22 protein-coding genes are annotated in these 22,541 nt (G+C 42.1%); 12 read left to right on the top strand and 10 right to left on the bottom strand.

Going from position 1 to position 22,541, the window contains the following annotated elements; genetic code table 11:
- Positions 1-50: 50 nt before the first annotated feature.
- Both ACN6MW_RS08855 and ACN6MW_RS08850 read left to right on the top strand, forming a co-directional pair.
- A complete protein-coding gene (locus ACN6MW_RS08855) occupies positions 51-1,349 on the top strand; it encodes a glycosyltransferase family 39 protein (protein ID WP_419875144.1) in 1,299 nt (432 codons plus the stop codon).
- Positions 1,350-1,391: 42 nt separating this feature from the next.
- On the top strand, positions 1,392-1,691 hold the full coding sequence (locus ACN6MW_RS08850) for a hypothetical protein (protein WP_419876306.1): 300 nt from the start codon (positions 1,392-1,394) through the stop codon (positions 1,689-1,691).
- A 174-nt stretch (positions 1,692-1,865) separates the two neighbouring features.
- Here ACN6MW_RS08850 and ACN6MW_RS08845 read toward each other — a convergent pair whose 3' ends face one another.
- Complete coding sequence (locus ACN6MW_RS08845; protein ID WP_419875143.1) at positions 1,866-2,270, bottom strand: hypothetical protein; 405 nt, start codon at positions 2,268-2,270, stop codon at positions 1,866-1,868.
- Positions 2,271-2,570: 300 nt separating this feature from the next.
- Here ACN6MW_RS08845 and ACN6MW_RS08840 point away from each other — a divergent pair, with 300 nt between their 5' ends.
- Positions 2,571-2,903, top strand: coding sequence for a hypothetical protein (locus ACN6MW_RS08840; protein WP_419875142.1), 333 nt, complete (start codon positions 2,571-2,573; stop codon positions 2,901-2,903).
- Positions 2,904-3,141: 238 nt separating this feature from the next.
- On the opposite strand, the gene ACN6MW_RS08835 is transcribed toward ACN6MW_RS08840, so the two are convergent.
- Both ACN6MW_RS08835 and ACN6MW_RS08830 read right to left on the bottom strand, forming a co-directional pair.
- A complete protein-coding gene (locus ACN6MW_RS08835; protein WP_419875141.1) occupies positions 3,142-3,639 on the bottom strand; it encodes a DinB family protein in 498 nt (165 codons plus the stop codon).
- 105 nt (positions 3,640-3,744) lie between these two features.
- Entirely contained in the window at positions 3,745-4,671 is a 927-nt protein-coding gene (locus ACN6MW_RS08830; protein WP_419875140.1) for an AraC family transcriptional regulator, read from the bottom strand.
- A gap of 149 nt (positions 4,672-4,820) precedes the next feature.
- On the opposite strand from ACN6MW_RS08830, the gene ACN6MW_RS08825 reads away from it, so the two are divergent.
- The 7 genes from ACN6MW_RS08825 to ACN6MW_RS08795 all read left to right on the top strand — a co-directional run bounded on the left by ACN6MW_RS08825 (position 4,821) and on the right by ACN6MW_RS08795 (position 11,405).
- On the top strand, positions 4,821-5,729 hold the full coding sequence (locus tag ACN6MW_RS08825; RefSeq protein WP_419875139.1) for a DMT family transporter: 909 nt from the start codon (positions 4,821-4,823) through the stop codon (positions 5,727-5,729).
- A gap of 40 nt (positions 5,730-5,769) precedes the next feature.
- Complete coding sequence (csaA, locus tag ACN6MW_RS08820; RefSeq protein ID WP_419875138.1) at positions 5,770-6,102, top strand: chaperone CsaA; 333 nt, start codon at positions 5,770-5,772, stop codon at positions 6,100-6,102.
- A gap of 153 nt (positions 6,103-6,255) precedes the next feature.
- Entirely contained in the window at positions 6,256-6,507 is a 252-nt protein-coding gene (locus ACN6MW_RS08815) for a DUF3986 family protein (RefSeq protein ID WP_419875137.1), read from the top strand.
- 294 nt (positions 6,508-6,801) lie between these two features.
- Positions 6,802-7,341, top strand: a complete 540-nt coding sequence (locus ACN6MW_RS08810; protein WP_419875136.1) for a DUF6022 family protein — start codon at positions 6,802-6,804, stop codon at positions 7,339-7,341.
- Positions 7,342-7,763: 422 nt separating this feature from the next.
- Positions 7,764-8,624 carry a PhzF family phenazine biosynthesis protein gene (locus tag ACN6MW_RS08805; protein WP_419875135.1) on the top strand — a complete coding sequence of 287 codons (861 nt, stop codon included), beginning with the start codon at positions 7,764-7,766 and terminating at the stop codon, positions 8,622-8,624.
- A gap of 285 nt (positions 8,625-8,909) precedes the next feature.
- The gene (locus ACN6MW_RS08800) at positions 8,910-9,233 is read left to right on the top strand and encodes an IS110 family transposase (RefSeq protein ID WP_419875134.1); all 324 of its coding nucleotides are present in this window, start codon (positions 8,910-8,912) and stop codon (positions 9,231-9,233) included.
- A 1,041-nt stretch (positions 9,234-10,274) separates the two neighbouring features.
- Positions 10,275-11,405, top strand: coding sequence for a glucose-1-phosphate adenylyltransferase (locus tag ACN6MW_RS08795; RefSeq protein WP_419875133.1), 1,131 nt, complete (start codon positions 10,275-10,277; stop codon positions 11,403-11,405).
- 670 nt (positions 11,406-12,075) lie between these two features.
- On the opposite strand, the gene ACN6MW_RS08790 is transcribed toward ACN6MW_RS08795, so the two are convergent.
- From ACN6MW_RS08790 to ACN6MW_RS08765, 6 genes are all read right to left on the bottom strand, one after another.
- Positions 12,076-13,563, bottom strand: coding sequence for an ABC transporter substrate-binding protein (locus ACN6MW_RS08790; RefSeq protein ID WP_419875132.1), 1,488 nt, complete (start codon positions 13,561-13,563; stop codon positions 12,076-12,078).
- A gap of 62 nt (positions 13,564-13,625) precedes the next feature.
- A complete protein-coding gene (locus tag ACN6MW_RS08785) occupies positions 13,626-14,387 on the bottom strand; it encodes a response regulator transcription factor (protein WP_419875131.1) in 762 nt (253 codons plus the stop codon).
- Positions 14,362-16,125: a sensor histidine kinase gene (locus tag ACN6MW_RS08780; RefSeq protein ID WP_419875130.1), complete on the bottom strand. Its 1,764-nt coding sequence runs from the start codon at positions 16,123-16,125 to the stop codon at positions 14,362-14,364. The genes ACN6MW_RS08785 and ACN6MW_RS08780 overlap by 26 nt, the downstream gene beginning before the upstream one ends.
- A 139-nt stretch (positions 16,126-16,264) precedes the next feature.
- Positions 16,265-17,770: an ABC transporter substrate-binding protein gene (locus ACN6MW_RS08775; protein WP_419875129.1), complete on the bottom strand. Its 1,506-nt coding sequence runs from the start codon at positions 17,768-17,770 to the stop codon at positions 16,265-16,267.
- Positions 17,771-17,857: 87 nt separating this feature from the next.
- Positions 17,858-18,787: a carbohydrate ABC transporter permease gene (locus tag ACN6MW_RS08770; RefSeq protein ID WP_419875128.1), complete on the bottom strand. Its 930-nt coding sequence runs from the start codon at positions 18,785-18,787 to the stop codon at positions 17,858-17,860.
- A gap of 12 nt (positions 18,788-18,799) precedes the next feature.
- A complete protein-coding gene (locus ACN6MW_RS08765; RefSeq protein WP_364145512.1) occupies positions 18,800-19,756 on the bottom strand; it encodes an ABC transporter permease in 957 nt (318 codons plus the stop codon).
- Between the two features lie 235 nt (positions 19,757-19,991).
- On the opposite strand from ACN6MW_RS08765, the gene ACN6MW_RS08760 reads away from it, so the two are divergent.
- A complete protein-coding gene (locus ACN6MW_RS08760; protein ID WP_419875127.1) occupies positions 19,992-20,354 on the top strand; it encodes a hypothetical protein in 363 nt (120 codons plus the stop codon).
- Between the two features lie 105 nt (positions 20,355-20,459).
- Complete coding sequence (locus ACN6MW_RS08755; RefSeq protein WP_419875126.1) at positions 20,460-21,095, top strand: hypothetical protein; 636 nt, start codon at positions 20,460-20,462, stop codon at positions 21,093-21,095.
- A 305-nt stretch (positions 21,096-21,400) separates the two neighbouring features.
- Here ACN6MW_RS08755 and ACN6MW_RS08750 read toward each other — a convergent pair whose 3' ends face one another.
- On the bottom strand, positions 21,401-22,237 hold the full coding sequence (locus tag ACN6MW_RS08750; protein WP_419875125.1) for a YhfC family intramembrane metalloprotease: 837 nt from the start codon (positions 22,235-22,237) through the stop codon (positions 21,401-21,403).
- Positions 22,238-22,541 lie beyond the last annotated feature (304 nt).

The raw sequence follows: 22,541 nt of genomic DNA, 5'->3' as shown, positions 1-22,541 counted from the left end.
TTAGTGCAATTCTATATCCATCGTAGATAAAGATAAAGGGTGTGTAAATTTTGTTTAAGCTTAACCGTGTATCCCGTCCTATTCGCAGCATTTTATTCGTAATCATCATTCTCGTTTTCTCGATTAGCACCGCATCTGTTCTGTTGTATGGCGATCACTTTCTGCTTGGGTCTTATGAGAAATTAAATAATGACGACGTAAAGTATGTAAATAGCGCTAAGATTTTATTGAATAAGCACACGATTGCTTATAACAGCGGCGAGGAGCCATCAACTTTCATCATGCCTGGAATGCCGGTCGTGCTGGCTGGTCTCATGCTCATTTTCGGACAAGGAGATGGAGCGGTTGTAGCATTCCGAGTCCTGCAGGTAGCCCTTCAAGCCTTCTCGATCTATTTAATTTTTATAGTGGCAAATCAGCTTTTTAATAGTAGAGCAGCTATTATTGCCAGTATCGCAACAGCGCTTTATTTACCCGATTATTTTTCCTCCGGCGTAATTTTATCGGAAACGATGTTCCGCACCCTTTTCATATTGCTTATTTGCTTCAGCCTTCTCGCCTTAAGGAGCCAGCAAACGAAATATTACGTTATTGCGGCCGTTTTTGTTGGACTAGCTTGTTATTTCAAGCCGCATACGGTGCTTTTTCCCGCTGTCTGGTTCTTTTTATGGCTTGTGCAGAGGGTATCCTGGAAAACGATAGTGAAGCATACGGCAGTTATTTCGCTAACGATGATCCTTCTTCTATCTCCTTGGTGGGTTCGGAATTACATTACGTTTGATAAATTCATTCCATTCACACAGTCAGCAGGTAATCCGATGCTATTAGGTGCGCTTATCCACTACGGGGCGCCTTCAAAGGCCTTCTTCGACGCCCATCCGGAATACGAGGGCAGCAGTGATAACTTATTTGTAGGCTCAGACGCCGCACTGGCGGAAACGGCCCAAAAAATTGTGATTTTCGGCTTCCAGCATCAGCCATTGAAATATTTGAAATGGTATACGGTAGATAAAGTATTTGGATTATACGAGGTTCCTTACTATTGGAAAACGGTATTTGGTGTAAATATATGGATCACGGGCATCTATCATGTCGTATTTATGCTTCTTGGAGCAGCCGGGCTGTTGATTATGCTTATGCAAGCCCTCCGTCAAAAGAAGATTCCCTATTTATTTTTACTGCTTGCATTGGCCTATTTTACAGTGATCTATGTTCCATTCGTCGCCTTCAATAGGTATGGTTATCCGAATGTGTTTCTTATCTTTCTGGCTGCGGGCTTCTTTATTGACTGGGCCGTTGCAAGGTATCAGAGTAGGAGAGTAAAAGCTTCTGCCACTGTCAACCTTTAAGGGTTTCTACCCAATCGCGCATTCAATGGTCACAGGTATAGAATAGATGCTCGAGTACAAGGAGATGATGGAGAATACTACAACAATGACGGAAATAAATATCCGTTACCTCCTGAATACCTAAAGCAGGATTTAAATGAACCTGAAGTAGATCCTCCTGATGAGCAAAAACGATTTATTGAATCACTTGGTATCAATGATGAGATTCAACATCCTAAGTTTGGTGCAGGTAAAATTATTGAAATACTTGGTGAAAGAATGAATACAGAACTTGTAGTAAAGTTTACTGATAGAGAAAAGACAACACGTTTACTAGCTTATTACGCACCAATAAGCTTCTAAATGATTTTATTTCATTAAGTTAACAGGTAACATTAGCACAACAATAAGACAGCTGCCGGCAATCAATCGGCAGCTGTTTTTCATTGGACTATTGGGCAGGATAGTTCCAATATGTGGTATTGTATGAGTGTGATAAGAGGTGCGTTATTTGACTGTTCCAATTTATAGAACTGACTAGACGCTCAATAACTCTTGCCGCTCTAATCTTTCCACCTCATCATCATGTAAAGCTGCTCGACGCTTTAGGAGCTCATATGTCTCACTCCATTCGTCAGGGTATCTTGTCCATTGAATTCGCTTATACAATTCTCCTAGGGCATGCTCTACTTCATTTCTAAATTGTTTCCATAGCATCTTAGCTTTGTAATAGTCACCGTTATTACGAGTAGCATTCACTACGTCATAACAGAGTTTATCTTTTCTGGAAATCTCCATACTGATTTCATCAACTGTAAAAAGAATTTCTTTTTTGAGTTTGGCGTCATTCTCCATAGTTGCGATCATTTCGGCCATAATAGAAATTATATGGGGATTATTTTGAGCGGAGTGATTAATACATTCAGCGAGTTGGATAGTCATAAATTTCTCCCTCCTAGCAGCGTGCTGTTACCATTCTGGTTTTATATAATATAATACTTTTCGTTAGAAGGGTTTTTTTTTAGTCGCTAAGCAAGTGAAGACAGCTGCTAGTAACAAAAGGGGGAGTGAATACATGATGAGCAGGCGCTACGGTGGCCTGTTCTTCTTATTAAGCTAACATGCAGGGGAGTGCAGAAAGCCCTAGCATCTGAAACAGCGTACTCTTGCTAAAATGAATATCATCACTTAGGCATACATGGTATAATATGGATAAAATATTCGCTGAGAGGTTGATGCATTTTGGGAGTAAAGAAACGCTTTGGTTATGGATCACTTTCTTTATTTCTTCTGCTTTCGGGATTCTTAATAAACTGGAATTTTGGGAATGATTTGATTGTAAGCCATTCTCTCTTTAAAATAATAGGACTAGATATATACTCAAACGGCACTGATGGTTTTCACTATCCTTTTTTAGCTTCAATACCGTTCTGGTTAGCGGCAGTACTGGTTTCCAAAAGGTACGTAAATGATTTTGGGGCAGTCGTGAGTAATAAGATTGGCGTGTTTATGCTTGCGATAAGCGTGATTGTTACGATAATTTTTTTAATACTTGCGATTTGGATTAAGTTTTAGTGGAAATTAAAAAGTTAAAGCATCTCCATTCGGTTGGTAGGTGCTTTTTTATTACTCAAATTAGCTTTTTGATAAGTCAATACGCTAAGTCATTGAGGTAATGGGCAGGATAATTCCATTCTCACCGCCAGCTGTTTGCGGGACCAGATATTCGATGACAATAAAACAGTCGCAGAGTACCGGCGGTTATGCCGGTGCCCTGCAACTGTTTGGCGCGAATCAAATCGTGAAAATTAGTTCATGGTGCTTGCTCGTCGGCCGAGGGACCGTAGATGCCCGGCACCGGAGTATCGAGAAGCCGCAAGTATACCCCGAGCTGCGCCCGGTGGTGGACCATGTGGCTTAATCCGAAGGTGCGGAGCGCGATCGCCCGCGGCTCGCGGAGGATAATATGGTCACCGTGGCGCAGCGTCCATTCCTCGCCGAGTGTTTTCTCGTCGCATTCGGCGAGCAACTTTTCAACCTTGCTGACGTTCGCGTCAAACTCCTCCAGAACGTCAGCGCGTTTCTCCAAAGGCTCCCGCCGCAGCGGGACGGTCGAAAGATCGAACTCCCGATACTGGAAAATCGCAATTTGCCAGTTCAGCAGGTTGATCAGGTGCGTGGCCAGTCCGCCGAGCGTCATCGATTTCTCGTGCGGCTTCCACGACATATGTTCCTCGGGCAAGCGTTCCAGAATGCGGCGCGTAGATTCCAGTTCATGCGTAGCGTCGCCGACGATCAGTTGTTTAACCATAAATTCCTCTCCTTTCATATGGTTTAGCATACTATAAATTCCAGTCGAATGAAAAGCCCAGTGGTACTTCCCTTGGTAAAGACGGGAGTCATTTCTACTGGACTGCTATGTTTCGTTTTTACATGGAATTAGTTTCTGAGATGAAGTCTGTTCATTTCTAATTTTACGGAATTCCTTAGGTGTAATAGCACGATGTTTTTTAAAAGATTGGATAAAATGATTTACATGATTGAAACCAACTCTCCGGGCAATTTCGGTTATCGTATACTCAGTCGTTTCTAACAGCTCGCAGCTCCTTTTAATGCGGTATTTAACCAAGTAGTAGTAAGGAGTCATATGAATGCTTTTTTTAAAGCTGCGAGCGCACTCCGAGACACTCAAATGTGCTACGTCAGCAATTTCCTTCAAAGTTATATTGTCTGTATAGTTTTGGTGGATAAAGCTAAGCATTAATTGCAGTCTCTCTTGCTGGAGCCGGTTATGTTTAGAGGACTCCTCTGAAGATAGACGGATATTGGATATAAGAATCAGCCACAACTGAACCGTTTTGATGGAAACCTCATACTGCCATCCCCAGGTTTCTTTTATTTCAAATTCCTTCTTCATATACCAAAGTAATTGCAGGATTTGATTTTGCCACTCCGCATCTCCTTTGATCTCTAAAGATAATAAGTAAGAATTAGTAAAAGGAAGTACATAGCTTTTTTCCATGGCACTATCTGAATAAAAGGCGAGCAGCTTCTCCGGAAAATTAAAGCTTACATATTCACCGTCATGAGTTAGGTATGTAACAATGTGAAGAACACTCTTATTGATAAAAATGGCCTGACCCGTTCCTAAATCATAATCGATACCATTGATTTGTATAGTTAGTTTCCCTTTGGTCACGAAAGTAATTTGTAATTCTTCGTGCCAATGCAGATCGTTAACTCCTCTGCCTTCAGGAATAGAGCCATGATTAGTATGAGTGTACATAATGTATGGAAATGCCTCGTCAGGATACCGAATGGCTTCGTGTAATTGTTTTTTCAAGGGACAGGCTCCTTTATTAGACGATATTTCGATATAAATTAAAGATATAGTTACACAAAATAGATGATATTGATGATATTATTATATCCAGCTTAAGCTTATCATTACAATTCTGTGCACAGTTAATTGTTTATTAGCTTGGAGGAACTATGGTTAAATTAAATAAATCCTCGTTACCTTCTCATCCGTATATTTTGTTATTAATCAGTATATTGTCCGTTTCTATCTCTTCCATCATGATAAAATTTTCAGATACACCCACATCGGTGGCTGGGATGTACAGATTGTTTATTTCCGTAATCATCATGTTCGCTTTTGTGCCTTGGAAAATGCTTCGCTCCTCAGAGATGAATAAAAAAGACTGGAGTATTGTTATTCTAGCCGGTCTGTTTCTAGGGTTACACTTTTTATTCTGGATGGAATCATTGGCCTATACCTCAGTTGCAAGCTCCATGGTCATCTTGTCGTTACAGCCATTATTTGTAATGATCGGTTCTTACTTTTTGTTCAAGGAACAAGCTAATCTGCTAACTCTGTTTTGCTTGATCGTTGCTCTTTTTGGTTCAATTATTATAGCTTGGGGAGACATAGGGATTTCGAGAGAAGCGCTAATTGGAGACGGATTATCGTTAATTGGCACACTCTTCGTTTCAGCATATCTGTTAGCGGGGCAGAAAGTGAGTCGTAAAATCGATGCTAATGTGTACAGCATAATCGTTTTTTTTATGGGCGGCACCGTCATGCTCGTCTACAATTTGTTAAATAATTTCTCTTTAGTGGACTACGACTCATCGGAATGGACTTATTTTTTGTTGCTTGCAATAATCCCAACTATTTTTGGTCAATATATTTTTAATCTATTGTTAAAATCAATTGGGGCAACTACTGTCTCTGTAGGCATTATTGGCGAACCTGTTCTTGCCATTATTCTTGCGTATCTACTATTAGGAGAAACAATTACTTTCTTTCAGTTCTTAGGCGGTATGATAACTTTAATCGGTATGGGAATGTATTTTTGGTCAAAATCATTAAAGTACAATGTTCAAAATAGCAACTGATTATTTAAGAATTCATTTTAATTGGATAGGGGAACGAATAATGGCAACAATTGATGATTTTTTGAATCTCGATATTCGTGTAGGAACTGTTATTCAAGCGGATTTTTTTGCAGAAGCAAAAATACCTGCTATTAAACTTCGAATTGATTTTGGACCAGATATCGGAGTTAAAACTTCAAGTGCGCAAATAACAAAACGATATAAGACTGAGGATATTATAGGGAAACAAATAATAGCTGTAGTTAACTTCCCTGCTCGGCGTATAGCGGGTTTCAAATCAGAAGTATTAGTTCTTGGAGGAATACCGGAAAAGGGTGATGTGATCCTTTTGAAACCGGATATTGAATTACCTAATGGAACAACTATTGGGTAATTGGGGAAGAATCAAGTATTAAGCTAACGATAGTATTATTGAAGCGGCAAACCAGAATTTGGTCTGCCGCTTTTTCAGGGCAAGGTCAGGGTTTTCAATTTAGAGCTTATATTTGGCGGTGAATTATTCCGAAATGAAGGAGATAAAGAATAAATGGAAATAAGCCATTGGCATTTGGGGTACTACAAGGATGGCAATGATATAGAAGCTGTTGGTTTTTTTGAAGATGGCAAATGGGTTGTTTATTACGATGATAGTCATGATACAGACTTGTTTGTAAAGACTCAGCCAAGACATCAATTGTTTGGAGCTGTGATTTTAACGGTGCGTGACTACGAAGAAGCAGAAAATAAATTTTATGAGTGGGTAGAGAGCATTTTACTTCCATATAGAAAAACACACTAGTCCTTTTTTACACTTACGGGGAACTATGGCTTAATAATCACGTGGACGAGGCTGCCGGCATAGAACGGCAGCCTCGTTGAACTAACTGGCAAATTTGCTCAACAAAGCGTACGAGAGTAAATGACTTCGCTGATAATAAATCCAAAAAACGCTTCAGTAAAAGTTTAAACCCTATGCTAAGGTTCTTCACTTGTATTCAAATACCAACGGTGTTTTTTCTTTATAACCTTTGGATTTGCATGAATGTTATAAGATAGAAGGGAAAGTGAATCTCAAATGAAAGGATGTTTTGAGATGGGATCAATAAACTTGCTGCAAATTGTATTGGAAGAGAGCGGCGAAGCTCGTATCAAGAGCATTTCCCGGTACATCAAGGAACATATTTCCTATAATTGGGATAAAGTGCTGGTGAACCATCGAGATAAACTGCAACAGGCTTACGTGGAAGCAGGAGACATGGCCTATGGAACATATTTGAACCTGTTGTTTCTTCCCATTCACCGTCAGTTTAAAGAGGCCGGTCTTAATCCGGAGCCCCGGTTCCCAGGAGATTTTGACATCTCGCGGGAATGGGGCAATGATCTGCAGGATAACCAGCAGCGCTGGATGTGGAGCACAATTTATGGTCCGCACCAAGAGCCAATCGGCACGATTGTCACTATTGTCTATCATGATCACACACAGTTTCAAGTACCTCGGCAGCCGGAGATCCTTGCATTAAGAGAAGTGGGAAAGGAAGCTGTGGTTGAAACATTGTCTGCGCTCTCTCCCGAATTTTCCCGAGCGCTTGAGTTTACAATCGAGTATGAGCTTTATTTGCAGAGCCTTGAATAATCTACTCATCGTTCTCTGACGAATAGTAATTAACTCTAGTTCCTGTTGAACTAACGGGTAAATCTATAGCAAAACAAGCACCAGGACGAGGCTGCCGGCAACGGTAGCCTCGTTGAGTTAATGGGCAGGAAAGTTACAAGGAACAACAATATCTTTTGCGACTTAGATCCATGGCGGGAGAAGCTAAATATCTGCAATAATATACTATATGGTATTCGTTTTAAGATGTAGGATGTTATAAGAGATGATCAGCATTACTATTAATAGTTGTGTTCAACGCAGCAGAATTACGAGTAGTAATCTAAAACCAATTGTTGCTCCATACGAATATTTCATTGCTTTTTTTTGCCCCAAAATTATTCACGGTGGTCACCTTACTTACAAACCTAAACAATTTTTTAATTCGAAAGGGGAAATAATTAATGAATCACCAAGTTCCATTCCAACAAGTAGACGTATTTACTGATGTTCCATTTAAGGGCAACCCCGTTGCCGTTGTTCTCGATGGAAATGAACTGTCAACGGAGGAGATGCAGGCTATCGCAAATTGGACGAACCTATCTGAAACCACCTTTGTCTGCACGCCAACAGACCCACGGGCTGACTATAGATTGCGCATTTTCACCCCTAACAGTGAGCTTCCTTTTGCAGGACACCCTACTATAGGGTCTGCTTTTGCTATACTTAAACATGGTCAAAAACCGAAGACAGAAGGATGTATCGTACAGGAATGTGGTAGCGGGTTAGTCTCTATTTTTATTGATGAAGATAAACTATTCCTGACATTGCCTGAGCCTAAAGTACAAAGCATACAATCTGCAGATTTAGTTGAACTTGCAAATGCTTTGGGAGTCCCTTCGCATAGTGTTAAAGCAAGTGCAACGATTGATGTTGGAGCAGTATGGATTACACTACAAGTATCTAATGCAAATGAGGTACGAAGCATGCGCCCCGACATGGCGAAACTTTCTACATTGATTCCGTCAGGAGTAACAGGTGTTACCGTATTTGGGCTAGATTCTGAAAATACAGAGTCTAATCTTGAGGTACGGTCATTTGCCCCTACCGAAGGAGTAGATGAAGACCCTGTGTGTGGTAGCGGTAATGGATGCGTGGCAACACTGATAAAAAAGTTTGAACTTATAAAAAAATCGAACTATGTTGCTAGTCAGGGATATTGTGTAGGGCGAAAAGGAAGGGTCGAAGTTCGATTTCAGGATAACGGAAAAATCTTAATCGGTGGTCATGCAGTTACTTGTGTCGAAGGTACGTTAAACATCTAATGAGGACACTTTAGGGTAATCAAGCCCAATTGTTGAAACACATCACTGAGGAACAAAATTGATTATATACAGCATGGTTTTGAACTAACGGGAAACGATAGTTGAAGGGAAAATGGAGCAGCTTGCCTACGGCAGCTGCTCCATTTTTCGTTGCGCTAACGGGCAGCATTCCTATTATGAAGAAATACGGAGTTTGAGAAATAAAAAGACTCCTTGGTATGATGTATGTGGGTCCCAGATGCTGGCCAGCGATCGGATCCAAATACAAACCAAGGAGACTACAAAATGAATTCTACTCAAAATGAACGCATTAAGCAAATCACTTCTTCTACCTTAATTGTCGGTGTCGACATCGCAAAGTTCCAACATGTGGCTCGCGCACAAGACTACCGCGGAGTCGAGTTCGGGAAGCCCATTACGTTTGAGAACGACCGTGAAGGCTTCGAAATGTTCGTTAGCTGGTACAGAAAGATTGCAACGGAGCAAGGGGTTCAGGACGTCATCGTAGGCATGGAACCGACCGGCCATTACTGGCTGAACCTGGCCCATTTTTTAAAAGAATCACGTTACGTGCGCTGTGGTCAATCCGCTTCACGTGAAGAAAAGTGAATAATTGGATGACATTTCACCAACCAAGAATGCCTTGAACAATTGTTTTCAAAATTTTGCATTATTTAACGGATGCGAGACGATTTCGACAGGGTCTATTTCCAGTTCCCCGGTAACATTTGCCGACAAGTTTCCGCGTACGAAACAGGTAAGCCGACGCGTCCGATAGCGCCGTTGTATGTGTACATGAGTTTCCACTGCTTCAGTAGAAACAATTAGTTTGCATCTTGCAAATTTTTGTTTATACAATTTTTCTCAAGTGCACTTGTCTTTAAAGTTTGTACTGTATCGGGTCAGGTCTCGAAGAATGTTTATCGGTGGTACAAAGCAGGGCTCGGAAATTACGTGAAGTAAGATTATTTCAATTATTTCACTGAAATAATTGTACCGCAGATCATTCGCCGATGAATAATGTAATGTACGCTGTGTAAGCCCAAGCTACACCGCCATTGGACTGCATACAAGTATCCCGCTTTTTTGTTTGCTCTACAAACAACGCTTTGGCGCGGCAGTATTCCGATAACTCGAACTCACTTAAAGTAGCTGTCTCTACTACTATTGAAAATTCATCTCGCGTGCTCCATCACTCTGCTTTTTTGTCTCCGCCAGGCATAGCGATTCCTTTCGCCCTAGCTGCCCTTTTCAACTTATACAGCGTCGTTTCAGATAGTCACTTCCCTTGCGATTTGATTGACACAGGGGATAGCACAAATGCTCTAAAGATATTGTCGAAATAAGGATGTCGAAGATCGTAAAAATGATACTTGAAAATGACACGAAGCCGAGTAACAAACAACAATGGAAATCGCAGTTATGTCGAAATTCCGTAACAAGTGCTTTGAATAATGGTGTGCTAATGGGGGATGTTTCGAATTTTTTTCTTCGTTTTATTTTGTCGGTAAATATTTTTCAGTTACATCAGTTTATGACAAGCTTCGTAACGATCATCTGGTACTATTTTTTGAGTTACTCTTTATGGCTTGGGAGCAAACTACACCAATAGAGGAGATGATCCGTATAACACAGAAGAAATGTATTGCTATGATACTTGCAGGCGGGGAAGGAAAGCGGCTTGCTCCGCTAACCCAGAAGCTCGCTAAGCCGGCGGTGCCATTCGGTGGTCAATATCGCATTATTGATTTTCCGCTCAGCAATTGTTTGAATTCAGGAATCGACACGATTGGGGTATTGACCCAGTACAAAGCGGAGACCTTGCATATGCATATTAAAGACAGTGGATTTTGGTTGAATGAAAAAGAAACCGAAATTACGCTCCTTGATGCCAGTCGACAGGCTGATGGCCTCTATTCGGGAACGGCTGATGCCATCTACAAAAATTTGGAGTATATACAGCGGCATAATCCGGAGCACGTGCTATTGCTCTCTGGGGATCATATTTATAAGATGGATTATAACGCCATGATTGAGTTCCATGAGGAAAGCGGAGCAGAAGCTACGATCTCGGTAAAGCAGGTTCCGTGGAAGGACGCACATCAATTCGGCATTATGAATGTAGACGATTCGTATAAAGTAACTAACTTTCTCGAAAAGCCATCCAAGCCTGAAAGTAATCTTGCTTCAATGGGCATTTACATATTCCGTTGGTCATTCCTAAAGCGTTATTTGCTCCAGGATGCTGAGAATGAGCTTTCTTCTCATGACTTCGGCAAGGACCTCATCCCTCAGATGCTGGCAGCCGGGTCGAATGTGTTTGCTTTTCCTTTCCAGGGATATTGGCGTGATGTGGGCACGGTGGAGAGCCTTTGGGATGCACATATGGAGGTGCTCGGCGGTGAGATTGTTCTTGATGACGGACAATGGCCGATGTACACAAATAAGCGTCTTCAACCATCGACAACGAATCTCTACCCGACTGCTGAATCTCATAAGTCGATAATTCATCCCGATAGTATAATTGAAGGAGAGTTAGTGCGATCCGTCATATTTAGCGGCGTACATATCGGCCAAGGATGCGAGATCCGGGAAAGCATCATTATGCCGGACGTCAAAATCGGAAGCAATGTCCAAATCTATAAAGCTATTCTTGGCGAGGGATGTGTGATAGAAGACGGGGCAATAATAGGGAAACCGAATGGAGAAATTACCGTGATCGGAAAGGACGAATTTATTTCAGCCGACTATTCAGCTGTTCTTGACATCATTATTGCTTAAATGGGTTGGTGAAAAAAGCTTATCCGCCTAAAATAGTTGAAATATGAGATAATCATGTTCCACAGGCTGTCGAGAAACCTCGACAGCCATTTTTCCGTCCGTTGTTACGCCTGGCAATGTTCATGAAGCAATGTGATAAGACTTTATATACTACTGTACCTGTTGAAGAAAATATTAATCTGAAAACAAAGATGTAGACTAGGAAAACAAAGATGTAGATATTGAGAAAATAAAGTCTTAGACTATCGATGCGTCATTAAGCTAACGGACAGGTTACCTTAATTCATTTCGAGAATACCTTAATCATAAAAAGTTGGGAAGATCGTAAATAAAACGTAAGCTGAAAGATCGTGAACAGAAATGAAATCGTTAGTTGATATCTATAGAGAACTATTTGATTGGAGCAACGAAGACAAGGATGACTCAATCATTGGAATTATCTCAAATACACTAGAACAAGAAGTAGAATTATTGAATAAGTATGATCAATTAAGAGAAAAGTTAGAAATGAAAATTGAACATAGTATTGAAATAGATCATTTAATGGGATATTCAGTGAAGTCACAATCCAACAGCTAACACCGTATTCACGCTTCTGGGAACGGGATTTTGGGGACTAGTGTCGATGGGACCCGGATCCGCTAGCGGGATGCGGGAGCCGCTAGAGCACTTACCTCTTTACGCCCCGCCGCGCATCCAACTGCTTCTGTACTTCTTTCCTTACCTCCTCGATGCCTGCGAGTTTGAGCTCCTCGTTAAACTTGGGGAGGATCGTGTCGACATCGACGGTGCCAGTCATGAGGCTTGAATAGTATTTCTTCCAAACCATCTCGATGTTATCGGTTTGGGCGGTCATCTTGGATAAATCAGGAGTAAAGCCGAGAACGGTTGACTTGATTACTTCAGCGTTGTATTTGCGGAATTGCTCCCATTTATCAAGGGGTTCCGGGTTTTCACCGCCCATGGTTTTCAGGATAAACCAGTTGCCCTGTGTATACTGTACTCCTGCATAGCTTGCTGGTGCATCCGGGATGGGCTCGCCGTGGCTGTCTTTGCCGGGAATGGGGATCGCTTGCCCTTGTTCACTCAGCGTGTAATGGACCCCTTCAATACCATAATTAAATAAGTTTCGTAATTCAGGGTCGGTATTGAGTAGATTCAGAAACTTAATAGACTCAATGGGATGCTTGGTATTGGCATTAACAGCCATGATCCCGCCACGGACTGATTCCGTGGTGACGACGATAGGGGTTACGGGATTCGATACAACCTTATAGCCGCGATCCTTACTCCAAGTAGTCTCCGAGAGTGGTCCGCCGCCTGAGGATTTCCAGAACACTTTATCCCCGCGCTTAAGTCCGCCAGGCTCCCGAAGCGCCGCGTCTTTGTTAATGAAGCCGTCCTTATAATAACGCCTTAATGTATCTAAAACCTGCCGTGCTTCCTTTGTTTCGAAGATATTAACGACCTCAGCGTTAGGGTCCAGTGATTGCACCATCAAGGGAACTTTATGGTTTACAATATATTCGTAGCCATAGAGAGCGAAGAAATTGTGTGAATCCCGATCTAATTCCATTGGTATGAATGCAGGCTCATTCTGTTGAATCATCCGGAGCAAAGGTTCAAGCGATTCCAGCGTATTGTACTTGGTAATGTCGATATTGTACTTCTTCACTATGGAAGCAGGGTACATCCAATGATCACGCACAGCCAGTTCTTTATTGGTCGGCACCCCATAAATGCCTCCATCATTCATTCGTGCCCCTTGCCAAAAGGTTGGATCAATCGCGTCGTACAAACCTTTACCCAGACTTGTAAGATAGTCATCCAGTCTCAGCCATGCGCCGCGCATAGTGGTGGTTGCATAGTTTGGGGCAAAAGCAATGTCGAAAGGAGTGCCTGCGGATATAAGTGTGTTCAGCCGGTCTTCATACTCCTGCCAACCAATCTTGATGTAGGTGATAGTCACGCCAATTTTAGGAGCCATGATTTCATTGATTTTATCATTTACGAGCTTCAGATCCTTGTCAGGCTCTCCAATCGTGTAATAAATCAGATTTACAGTATCACCATCATATTTGTGATCGTTGTTTTTGCTAGGCTGCCGGGAGCAACCGGTCGTATACGCTGTGAGCAGCAGTATAATACTGATTGTCATGAAGATACATCTGTGTCTAGAGCACTTTAGCATCAATATCCTCCTTTCCGCAGAGCTCATTGTTAGCCTTTTCCCCGCAGATCAGAGGGAGATTTTCCGAAAAAGCTTTGAAAGTGCGTATAAAAATAATTGAGATTGTTGTAGCCGACAGAAAGCGCGATAGAAGAAATCTTCTCATCTGTCGATTGAATCCGTTCTTGTGCGAGGAGCATACGGTAAGCCATTAGGTACTCTGAAAACTTCATTTCGGATTCTTTGAGAAATAATTGTCCAAGATAAGTACTGTTCATTTGGAAGCGCTCTGCGACTGATTTTAAGGTGATATTGTGAGCATACTCCGTCTTGATCATCAGCAGAATGCGGTTGACCAGCTTGGATAAGCTGTCATAGCTTACACCAAGTACGGGATCCTTGTTCAAACTCTCACAGCTTATATTACCTATCGTACCACCCAGATCTTCAACAATAATCTTCTCAATAACTTGCTGCAGCTTTGTACGATCTACAGGCTTGAGTAGATAGTCTTTGACACCGCAACGAACAGCTTCTTGGGCATACTTGAATTCACTATAGCCGCTCATAATCACATATTTCGTAGGGATATGGAGCTCATTGAGCCTGTAGATCGTTTCATAGCCAAGATTCTTGCCAATGCAGACATCAAAAATGGCGACATCTGGCACCAGATCTACAACCTTGGACATGGCCGCCTCCGTAGATTCGCAGGTATCGATCCGACTGAAACCGTATTGTTTCCAGTCCAGGATTCGCTTCATACCCTCCAAAATCTGAGGTTCGTCATCTATTATCAGCAGTTTGTACATGTTCAATCACCTCTTTTGAAATCCGTACAGAAATCTTAACTCCAGCTTCCTCATTATTCTCAATCTCTATAGAAAAGCTTTTTCCATAAAAGAAGTGAAGCCTTGTGTATACGTTGCGTAAACCGATACTCTCGGAAGAGGTATCATCATGGTTGGACAGTGTGCTTCGCACTGCATTCAAACGGTCCGCATGAATTCCTCGCCCATTATCCACGAATTCTAATACATAATGTTCTTCAGCTTCCCAGCCATTGACGATATACAGGTTAAACTCATTACTAGCGCTAAAGCCATGGACGAAAAAATTCTCAGCCAAAGGCTGCATCCAGAATTTCACGGTAGGGATCGAGAGTAACGCCGGCTCAACATTGACTTGATAAAAAAAACGTTCTGGATACTTAAACTCCATAATCTCTAAGTACTTCTGCAGCAATTCCAGCTCACTTGCAATCGTAATAATATTCTCCTTTTTGACAATTTCACGATAGAGTGCCCCTAAGGTAGCGATGGCATCAGCGGTGTCCCTGTCCTGGTTAACCAGGGCGGTGGAGCGGATAACCTCTAACGTATTGTAGAGAAAATGAGGGTTAATCTGATGCTGAAGCGCTTTCATTTCGGTTTCTTGCTGTTTTAGTTTAAGCAAATATTCATTACGGATATGCTTATCTAATTGCTGAATCATATCGTCTAATTCCCTTGCGATCATGCCGTATTCATTGCGGCGATAACGGGCAGGGCGATTAGGGGTGAAATTGGCTGTTTTCACGCGTCCAATCGATTGAATGATGCGGTGCAGGAAACGGGAATCATCCCGCATATTGTACACAATGAGCAGTAGTACACTAATCATGGTCGTTATTACGATCAGAAAGATGGTGATTAGCATTTTGGCATGCTGCTTAATTAGCATAGATAAATCAACGATGCTAACGAATTTGAAATTAAACTTGGTGGACGGGAAGGTGATAAAAAAGATATGCTCAAAAAATCCCCTCGAAATATAACCATGACTGCGTCCATACGCCGCCGCTAGACGGGATAATTCCTTCAAGTCTTGGTCCTGTCCGTTACCGATAAGGTATACCTCACCAGAAGCGCTTACTGCAGCAGCCTCTCCCAAACGATAATTTTGTATAGATTTAAAAATTTGATCACTGCTGGCCAAGAAGCGCAGCTCCCCTAATTCCTTAGAGCCGAGTGTAGGATCCGATAGTTTCTTGTGATATACGAATCCCTTTAGAATGGTATCATGGAAAGCTTCGTCTGTTTTTGGAAGACCGAACTTGAAGCTTGCAATTCCGTTACCGTTAAATTGTACGACATTGCCATACTGGTTGGTATGCAGACTAACCTGCGTTATTCCACCTTGCGCCCAGCTGTACAGGTAGGTTTTAATATCCTCTGGAAAGGATACCAGCGGCTGTGAGAATTGGCTGTTTTGCAGGCTATTAGTTAAGTATCCTTCAGCACTGCTGCTTAAAAAGCTGCGAGCATCATCCATCAGACTATGATTGGAGTATATACGCTGCATATAGGCCTCAATTCGGTCAGCATCATACTGGAGCTCGTTCTCTACACTCGCGAAAGCATTAGCAGCCTCTAAACGGGCATCGCCAATCCATTGATTCAGCAGCATGGCGCAGGTCAGAATGCCAAGCGTGAGACCAATGGTCACGACGAAGATGACATAGGCAATAAACTTATAACGATAGATTTTGATTTGTAAAAAAGAGCTCATACGACACCTCAATTGCAGCAGCTCGCCCTAAAGTAAGCGTTTACCCTACCACTTTAACATGATTAAGCAAAGCTTCATAGATAGCAAGAAAAAAGCATCCCATACAGAGTGTCTCAATAGGGGATGCTTATGTTTAATCTTACTTGAAGTAATTATTAATTTGCTCTTGAGCAGCTTTCATAATCGTGTCCATGCCAGCGGACTTTAATTCAGCAGTAATCTTCGGAATCACTTTCTCGGGATCGGATGCGCCTGTAATGAGTTCATATTTGTATTTATCCCATACCGATTGGCAATTCGCTATTTCTGTCTGAAGATTGCTGATGTCCAGTGCGAAACCTAATACCGTGGAGGATGTCGCTGCGTCATTCAGCTTTTTAACCTGTTCCCATTGATCCACAGGAGCACCTTTGGTAACCGCTAGATTGAAGAATGTACCTTGGGAGTAAGCAGCCAGCGGCCAAGTATCGGAAGTACGCTCGATTACCTTTTCGCCGTCGATATTTTTGTAATCTGCGTCTAACTCACCGAATGCCAGCATATTGCGCAGTTTTGGATCTGTGTTGACTAATTCGAGGTACTTTAATGCTTCTTTCTTGTACTTCGAATTCGCAGAAATCGCGTTCAGGGAGCCTTGGATCGTGCTTGTTGTATAAATAGGTCCGAAGTGCTGAACCATATCATATTTTTGAACAGCATCATTGATTTGCCAGCTTACTTCTGCACCTGGAAATGCCTGAGCGGCGAAGAAGGGTCTGCCTTTGTCGTTCTCCGTTTTAGTCGGAGCATCCGGGTTAATGATGCCATCTTGATACCATTGATGCAGGAGCTTCAGATCGGCCATAATATCAGGCTGCTCGAGAACAGAGACAACCGTGCGTGAAGCATCGTCAGCTTTTACGCCAATGGGAGTGAAGCCTAGTGTTAAATCATCATAATTGTTAAAGAAACCGTTCAAACCTTCACCTTGCGTCATTGGCAATGGGTAGAAGCTCTTGCCTTCGCCAGACTTTATGCTGTGCAGAGGTGTATCAAGGTCCTGCAGTGTCTTGATATTGTTGATATCGATATTGTACTTTTGCACATATTTATCATCGTATACCCAATACTGCGTTAGTGCTGAATCCTTATAGGTAGGAATGGAATAATACTTGCCGCCAATTTTTGTGCCATCCCATACTTTTTCAGGAATCAACTTGTATAAGTCAGGTGTTTCACTTTGAACCAGATCAGTGATATCGGCAAAAGCCCCCATTGCCACTTGCTTGCTGTATTTACCGCTATTAGTAAACATAATGTCGAATGGTTCGCCAGTATTCACTATCGTGTTTATTTTGGTGTCCCATTCACCCCAGCTGGCTACCTTGATGTCAATTTTCACGCCAATCTTCTCAGCTGTGTATGCATTCATGGCATCAATAGCTTTGCTGAAGTTATTAGGCACTTGGCCGCCGATGGTCCACCAGATCAAAGTCGGAATATCTTTACTAGGTTCTGCGGTGTCCTTTGGCGTGTCTGTAGCTGCATTAGTTGCATTAGCTGCATTTGTTGCAGATGGAGAGTTCGAGCCAGAGCAGGCTGCTAAGGCAGCCACCAGCAGTGTAAGTGTACAAAGCATAGAGATGAGCTTCCAAGATTTCTTCATTTCATTTCCCCCTTATTGAAGTTGTATCACCGTACGAGTCGTAAAGTGATCTATCATAAACCAAGTTGACATGGTTTATTTCGTTGGTTATCCTTTGACAGCGCCAATCGTAAGTCCGGAAATGAAATATTTCTGGAAGAACGGATAGGCGAAGGCTACAGGCAGAACGATGATAATGGCTACAGCCATGCGGGCAGATTCCTTCGGCATCGTTGCGACGAGCACGGCATAGCTAACGCCCATACTTGCAGCATTCTTGGCAAGTGCATCCACATTGCTCATCAAGCTATTTAGCAGTGCCTGCAGAGAATATAGGTTCTGGTTGTCGATATATAGCATCGATTGGAACCAGTCATTCCAATAGGAGAAGCAGAGGAACAGTCCGATTGTTGCTATGACCGGCAAAGAGATCGGTAGGATGATGGAGAAAAAGATTCGCAGCTGGCTCGCGCCATCAATTTCAGCAGATTCAATCAGCCCATCGGGAATCGTACTTTTGAAGAAGGTTTTGCAAATGATAACGTTGAACGATGAGACGGCCAGCGGAAGAATAAGTGCCCAGACGCTATCTTTTAGCCCTAATAAATTCGTATTAATGAAGTAGCTGGATACCAGACCGCCATTGAATATCATGGGGATGAATACGACCCAGGTCAGAAAGCCATTCAGCTTGTAGGTTGGGCGAGAGAGCACATAGCCCATGGAGGTGGTAAGCAATACGCCGAGGACTGTACCAACGACAGTAACAAGAGCGGATACGCCGAGCGCCCGTAGAATCATCGTTCCCTGCTTGACGACATAGGCGTATGCTTCACTTGACAATGCAACCGGCAGCAGATGATATCCTGTCTCACGTATGGAGTCCTCACTGGAAAATGAAATCGATAGAACAACAATTACCGGTATGACACAGAGCAGCGCCAAGATGATAAATATCAGGTTGAAAAAGATGTTTACGACTGTGCTTGTACGGTTAAATTTCTCAAGGCCCGTTTCGTAAGTAGTTCTCGTTGACATGCTCTTACCTCCTTACATCATCGCGCTATCAGGATCAATTTTGCGAACAATCCAATTAGCGCCTAGAATAGTTGCACAACCCAGAACAGACTGTACGAATGCGGCAGCAGCTGCCATCCCCAATGTAGCGGATTTCAGTTGTTTATATACCATGACATCGATTGTGGTAGACACGTTGAACAGAGAATTGGAATCTCGCGTGACCTGATAGAACAAGCCGAAATCGGTGTAGAATATACGCCCCACTGCCAAAATGAACAGCATGACGATAACGAGTTTGAGCATTGGCAATGTAATATATCTCGTCTGCTGCCAAATGGAAGCGCCATCAATAACAGCTGCCTCATAATAGGTGCTGTCAAGGCTTGTGATGGTTGCCAGATAAATGACCATGCCATAGCCCAAGCCTTTCCAGACATTTAAGAGAATCAGGATGTATGGCCAGTATGCAGGCTCCATATACCAGTTAACAGGATCGCTGCCCATATTGACGAGCATTTGATTGAGAATCCCTTTATCAAAGCTTAGGAACGCCCAGCCTACAGCAGATACGACAACCCAAGATAGGAAATAGGGGAGGAACATCATCGTCTGATAGACTTTACTTGCTTTGCGACTGTGGAGCAGTCCGATCATAATAGCGAATAGAACGGGCAGCACAATGCCTAGAACGATAAAAATAATATTGTATCCAATGGTGTTTCGAATGATGATCCAAGCGTCATTCGACTTGAATAAGAACTCAAAGTTTTTGAAGCCTACCCAAGGACTGTTAAACACGTTGCTCAAGAAGCCGCCGCTAATTCTGAAGTTTTTGAAGGCAATAATGATCCCGAACATAGGTAAGAAACAAAACAATATGTACCAAATTGTCGTAGGCAATGCCAAGAGGGTGAGTTCTGTGTCCTGCTTGTGCCAACGAATTCGTAAGCGCTTTCTTTTATTTTGAAGTTCGACTGTCGATTTCATGCCTTTCGCTCCTTTCGGTGTTTTCTCGCTTGTATTGCACTTGTTGAGTCCATTGTATAGTAGGAGGATTCGATGCTTCTAGATAACAAACTTGATACTATAGTCAACAAACGTTAGATTCAAAGCTTAACGTTGGAATTAGGATGTATTTTAAGAAAGTTGCCTGTATAATTATGTAAACAAAGGCTTTCGAGGATGATTAGGGCTGCCTATTAGGCCAAAGGGGAGAAAACGTATGAAAGTTACTAAGCTTCGACCATTTATTCCATCAGGCAAAGATTATATACTTGCACAGAATTTTTTTGAAGATCTCGGTTTTGAGAAAATCTACTCCGATGACGGATTGAGTATTTTTCGAATGGATGAACAGGAATTCTTTCTTCAAAATTTCCATAATCAGGAGTTTCAAGATAATTACATGCTAGAACTGGTAGTTGAGGATTTAGATGGTTGGTGGACACACTTACAATCCGTTACTTTACAGAATAAGTATCCTATTAGGGTCAAGGAACCTATAATGTATCCTTGGGGAAAACGCGAGATTAACCTAATAGATCCCTCTGGTGTATGCTGGCATATTTCAGAAGCAAAGAAATAAAACTTGCGAAAGCGGAGTACAGGCCCACATATTTCACAATTAGGAAGGCATTCAAAAACCTTTGCGAATTAATATAATGCAAGCTTTTTAATTGGAGGGTTATAGTTGTTCTTAAGCAACAGAAAGAAAATTAGAGGCTGGAAAAGACATGTAAGAAAAATCGGAAAGTGGAAGCGGCGAGTTATTGATTTAGATATCGAACATCTGCTTCAGTACCAAAGAGATTACGCTAAACTTTGGATTCAACCATTTTATTCCATCCCGCGCAGAAATCCTCCTGTATGGTACAATCGCATTCTCCTTGAAGCAATGTTGGATGTTTACCGAAGTTGGCATGAAAAGTTATCAAAATTAAATGAAGAATTTTATCTAAAATTATGGATATATGACCCACACTTCATCAACTCGCAGGTTGTAGCTGCTTATAAAGATTGTCTGCACTTTTACGATCAAACGTTTGATGTTGGAAATCAAGAAAAAAAAATCCAGTTACACAAGTGCAATCACCTAAGAGAAAAGTTAGAAATGTTCGATTGGCAACTACATATTGATAGCGATATTTACACAGAAAACGACCTAATTGACAATATCCAGCAAGGTTTGATGAGTGAAAACGAAGTTGAATCTATTACAGGCAAGGCTTACAAAGTCGAAACAGTTCATCTTTCATATGGAGATACGGATAAAACGTACAGCGTGAAGGTTGGAGATGTTTGGGTTGGTTCAATAAAGAAATATTAATTTACGGCAGCTTATCATCACCATAACAAGGCTGCCGACATAGACGGCAGCCATCTTGAGCTAACGGGGCAGTTTAGTTTAATTGTGATAAGCTGGACCGTAAGAAAATGACGGCTGCATTTGAGGTGAAGAGAGGTGTAGAGGTAGATATGAAAACGGTTAAAGAATTCTGGAAGACCCAACCATGCCTGCTATTATCCCTTTTATATTAAACCTACCACTTCTCTAGGCAGCTCGGGTGGTAGTACCGCTTTCTTACAAGCGTATTATTTCGACTGCTGCAGGAACTCAGTTTTCTCATGGTTTTATGATTGTATATCTATAGGGTCTCCCTTTCTTTTTTCTGAAAAAGGCGGCAATTTAGCAAACCATTCCCGTGACTTCACGATCACAAATACGGAACCGGCTCCCCACGCCCACAATATACATTCGATTACCCACAGCGGTAACATTTCTGTCTGATACAGACCCGCAAAAAAATCGATTAGAGCGTGAATCAAAACCGCATAAAGCAAGTACACGGCCCTGCGTGCCCGAACCCCGTACAAAACCGTTAATGAAAGTGCAATTTGGATAAATATCGCTGGAATGCGTTCGAAAGCGCCAAGCCAATATTCACTTTGCGGTGTATGGATCATTCGGTCTTTGAGCTCTTGGAACAGATCAATTTGCTCGGAGGGTGTTTGGGCGCCAAAAGCTTGCTCGAAGGTTCCTGCGTTAATCAATGCTGCTAACACGAGCCCCAGTATTCCCATACCGACGCTTATTATCAATACCTCGATACCGCCGTGTCCTATCCCTACAGCAATGCCGTCTTTGCGCTCTTGGCGCTTTTTTAATAGAAACGAGAAGCCTAGCCAACGTCCTCCGTTTTCAAAAATAGCTGCGGCTAATCCACCGTAGACGGCGGACATCCACGGATCTTTCAGCCAGGCCGAGGTTGTTGCGTTACCTGAAAACATATAGGTATGCAGCACTTGCTCCAATAACTGCGAGAAAACGATAAAGATAAGAATTCCGACACCGACCGCACGGTAAGAAATTTTATGCTTACTGCGATAATAAATGAGCAGAGATAAAGAAATTACAATTCCTAGAATAACCTGAACAATCATTGCTGTGATAGAGCCTTGGCTTACCATTTGGCTTCACTCCTTAATTTTTGGATCCTTCGGCAGCGAGGAATGGTGAACCAAACCAACTGTTAGCTGATGGTTGGGGAGTTCCGACCACAACTGAATGTTTTTTTTCGATAAGCATGCCGTAAACTGTTTGTTCAATCGCGTTATTCCTCCTTTTGCAGCATCGCCTTGCGGCGTTCATGACAGTACTTTGATATTGAAATGATATCATATTTAGTAAAATTTACAAGTATCTCTTGTCGGTTAAAGCCAAATAAGGCCAGTCACAGGATGGTGACAGGCCTTATTTGCTATACGGATTACT

Origin of the sequence: Pristimantibacillus sp. PTI5, from assembly GCF_048572955.1 — a bacterium.
GTDB lineage: Bacteria > Bacillota > Bacilli > Paenibacillales > Paenibacillaceae > Pristimantibacillus.
This window is presented reverse-complemented; position numbering and strand designations above follow the sequence as displayed.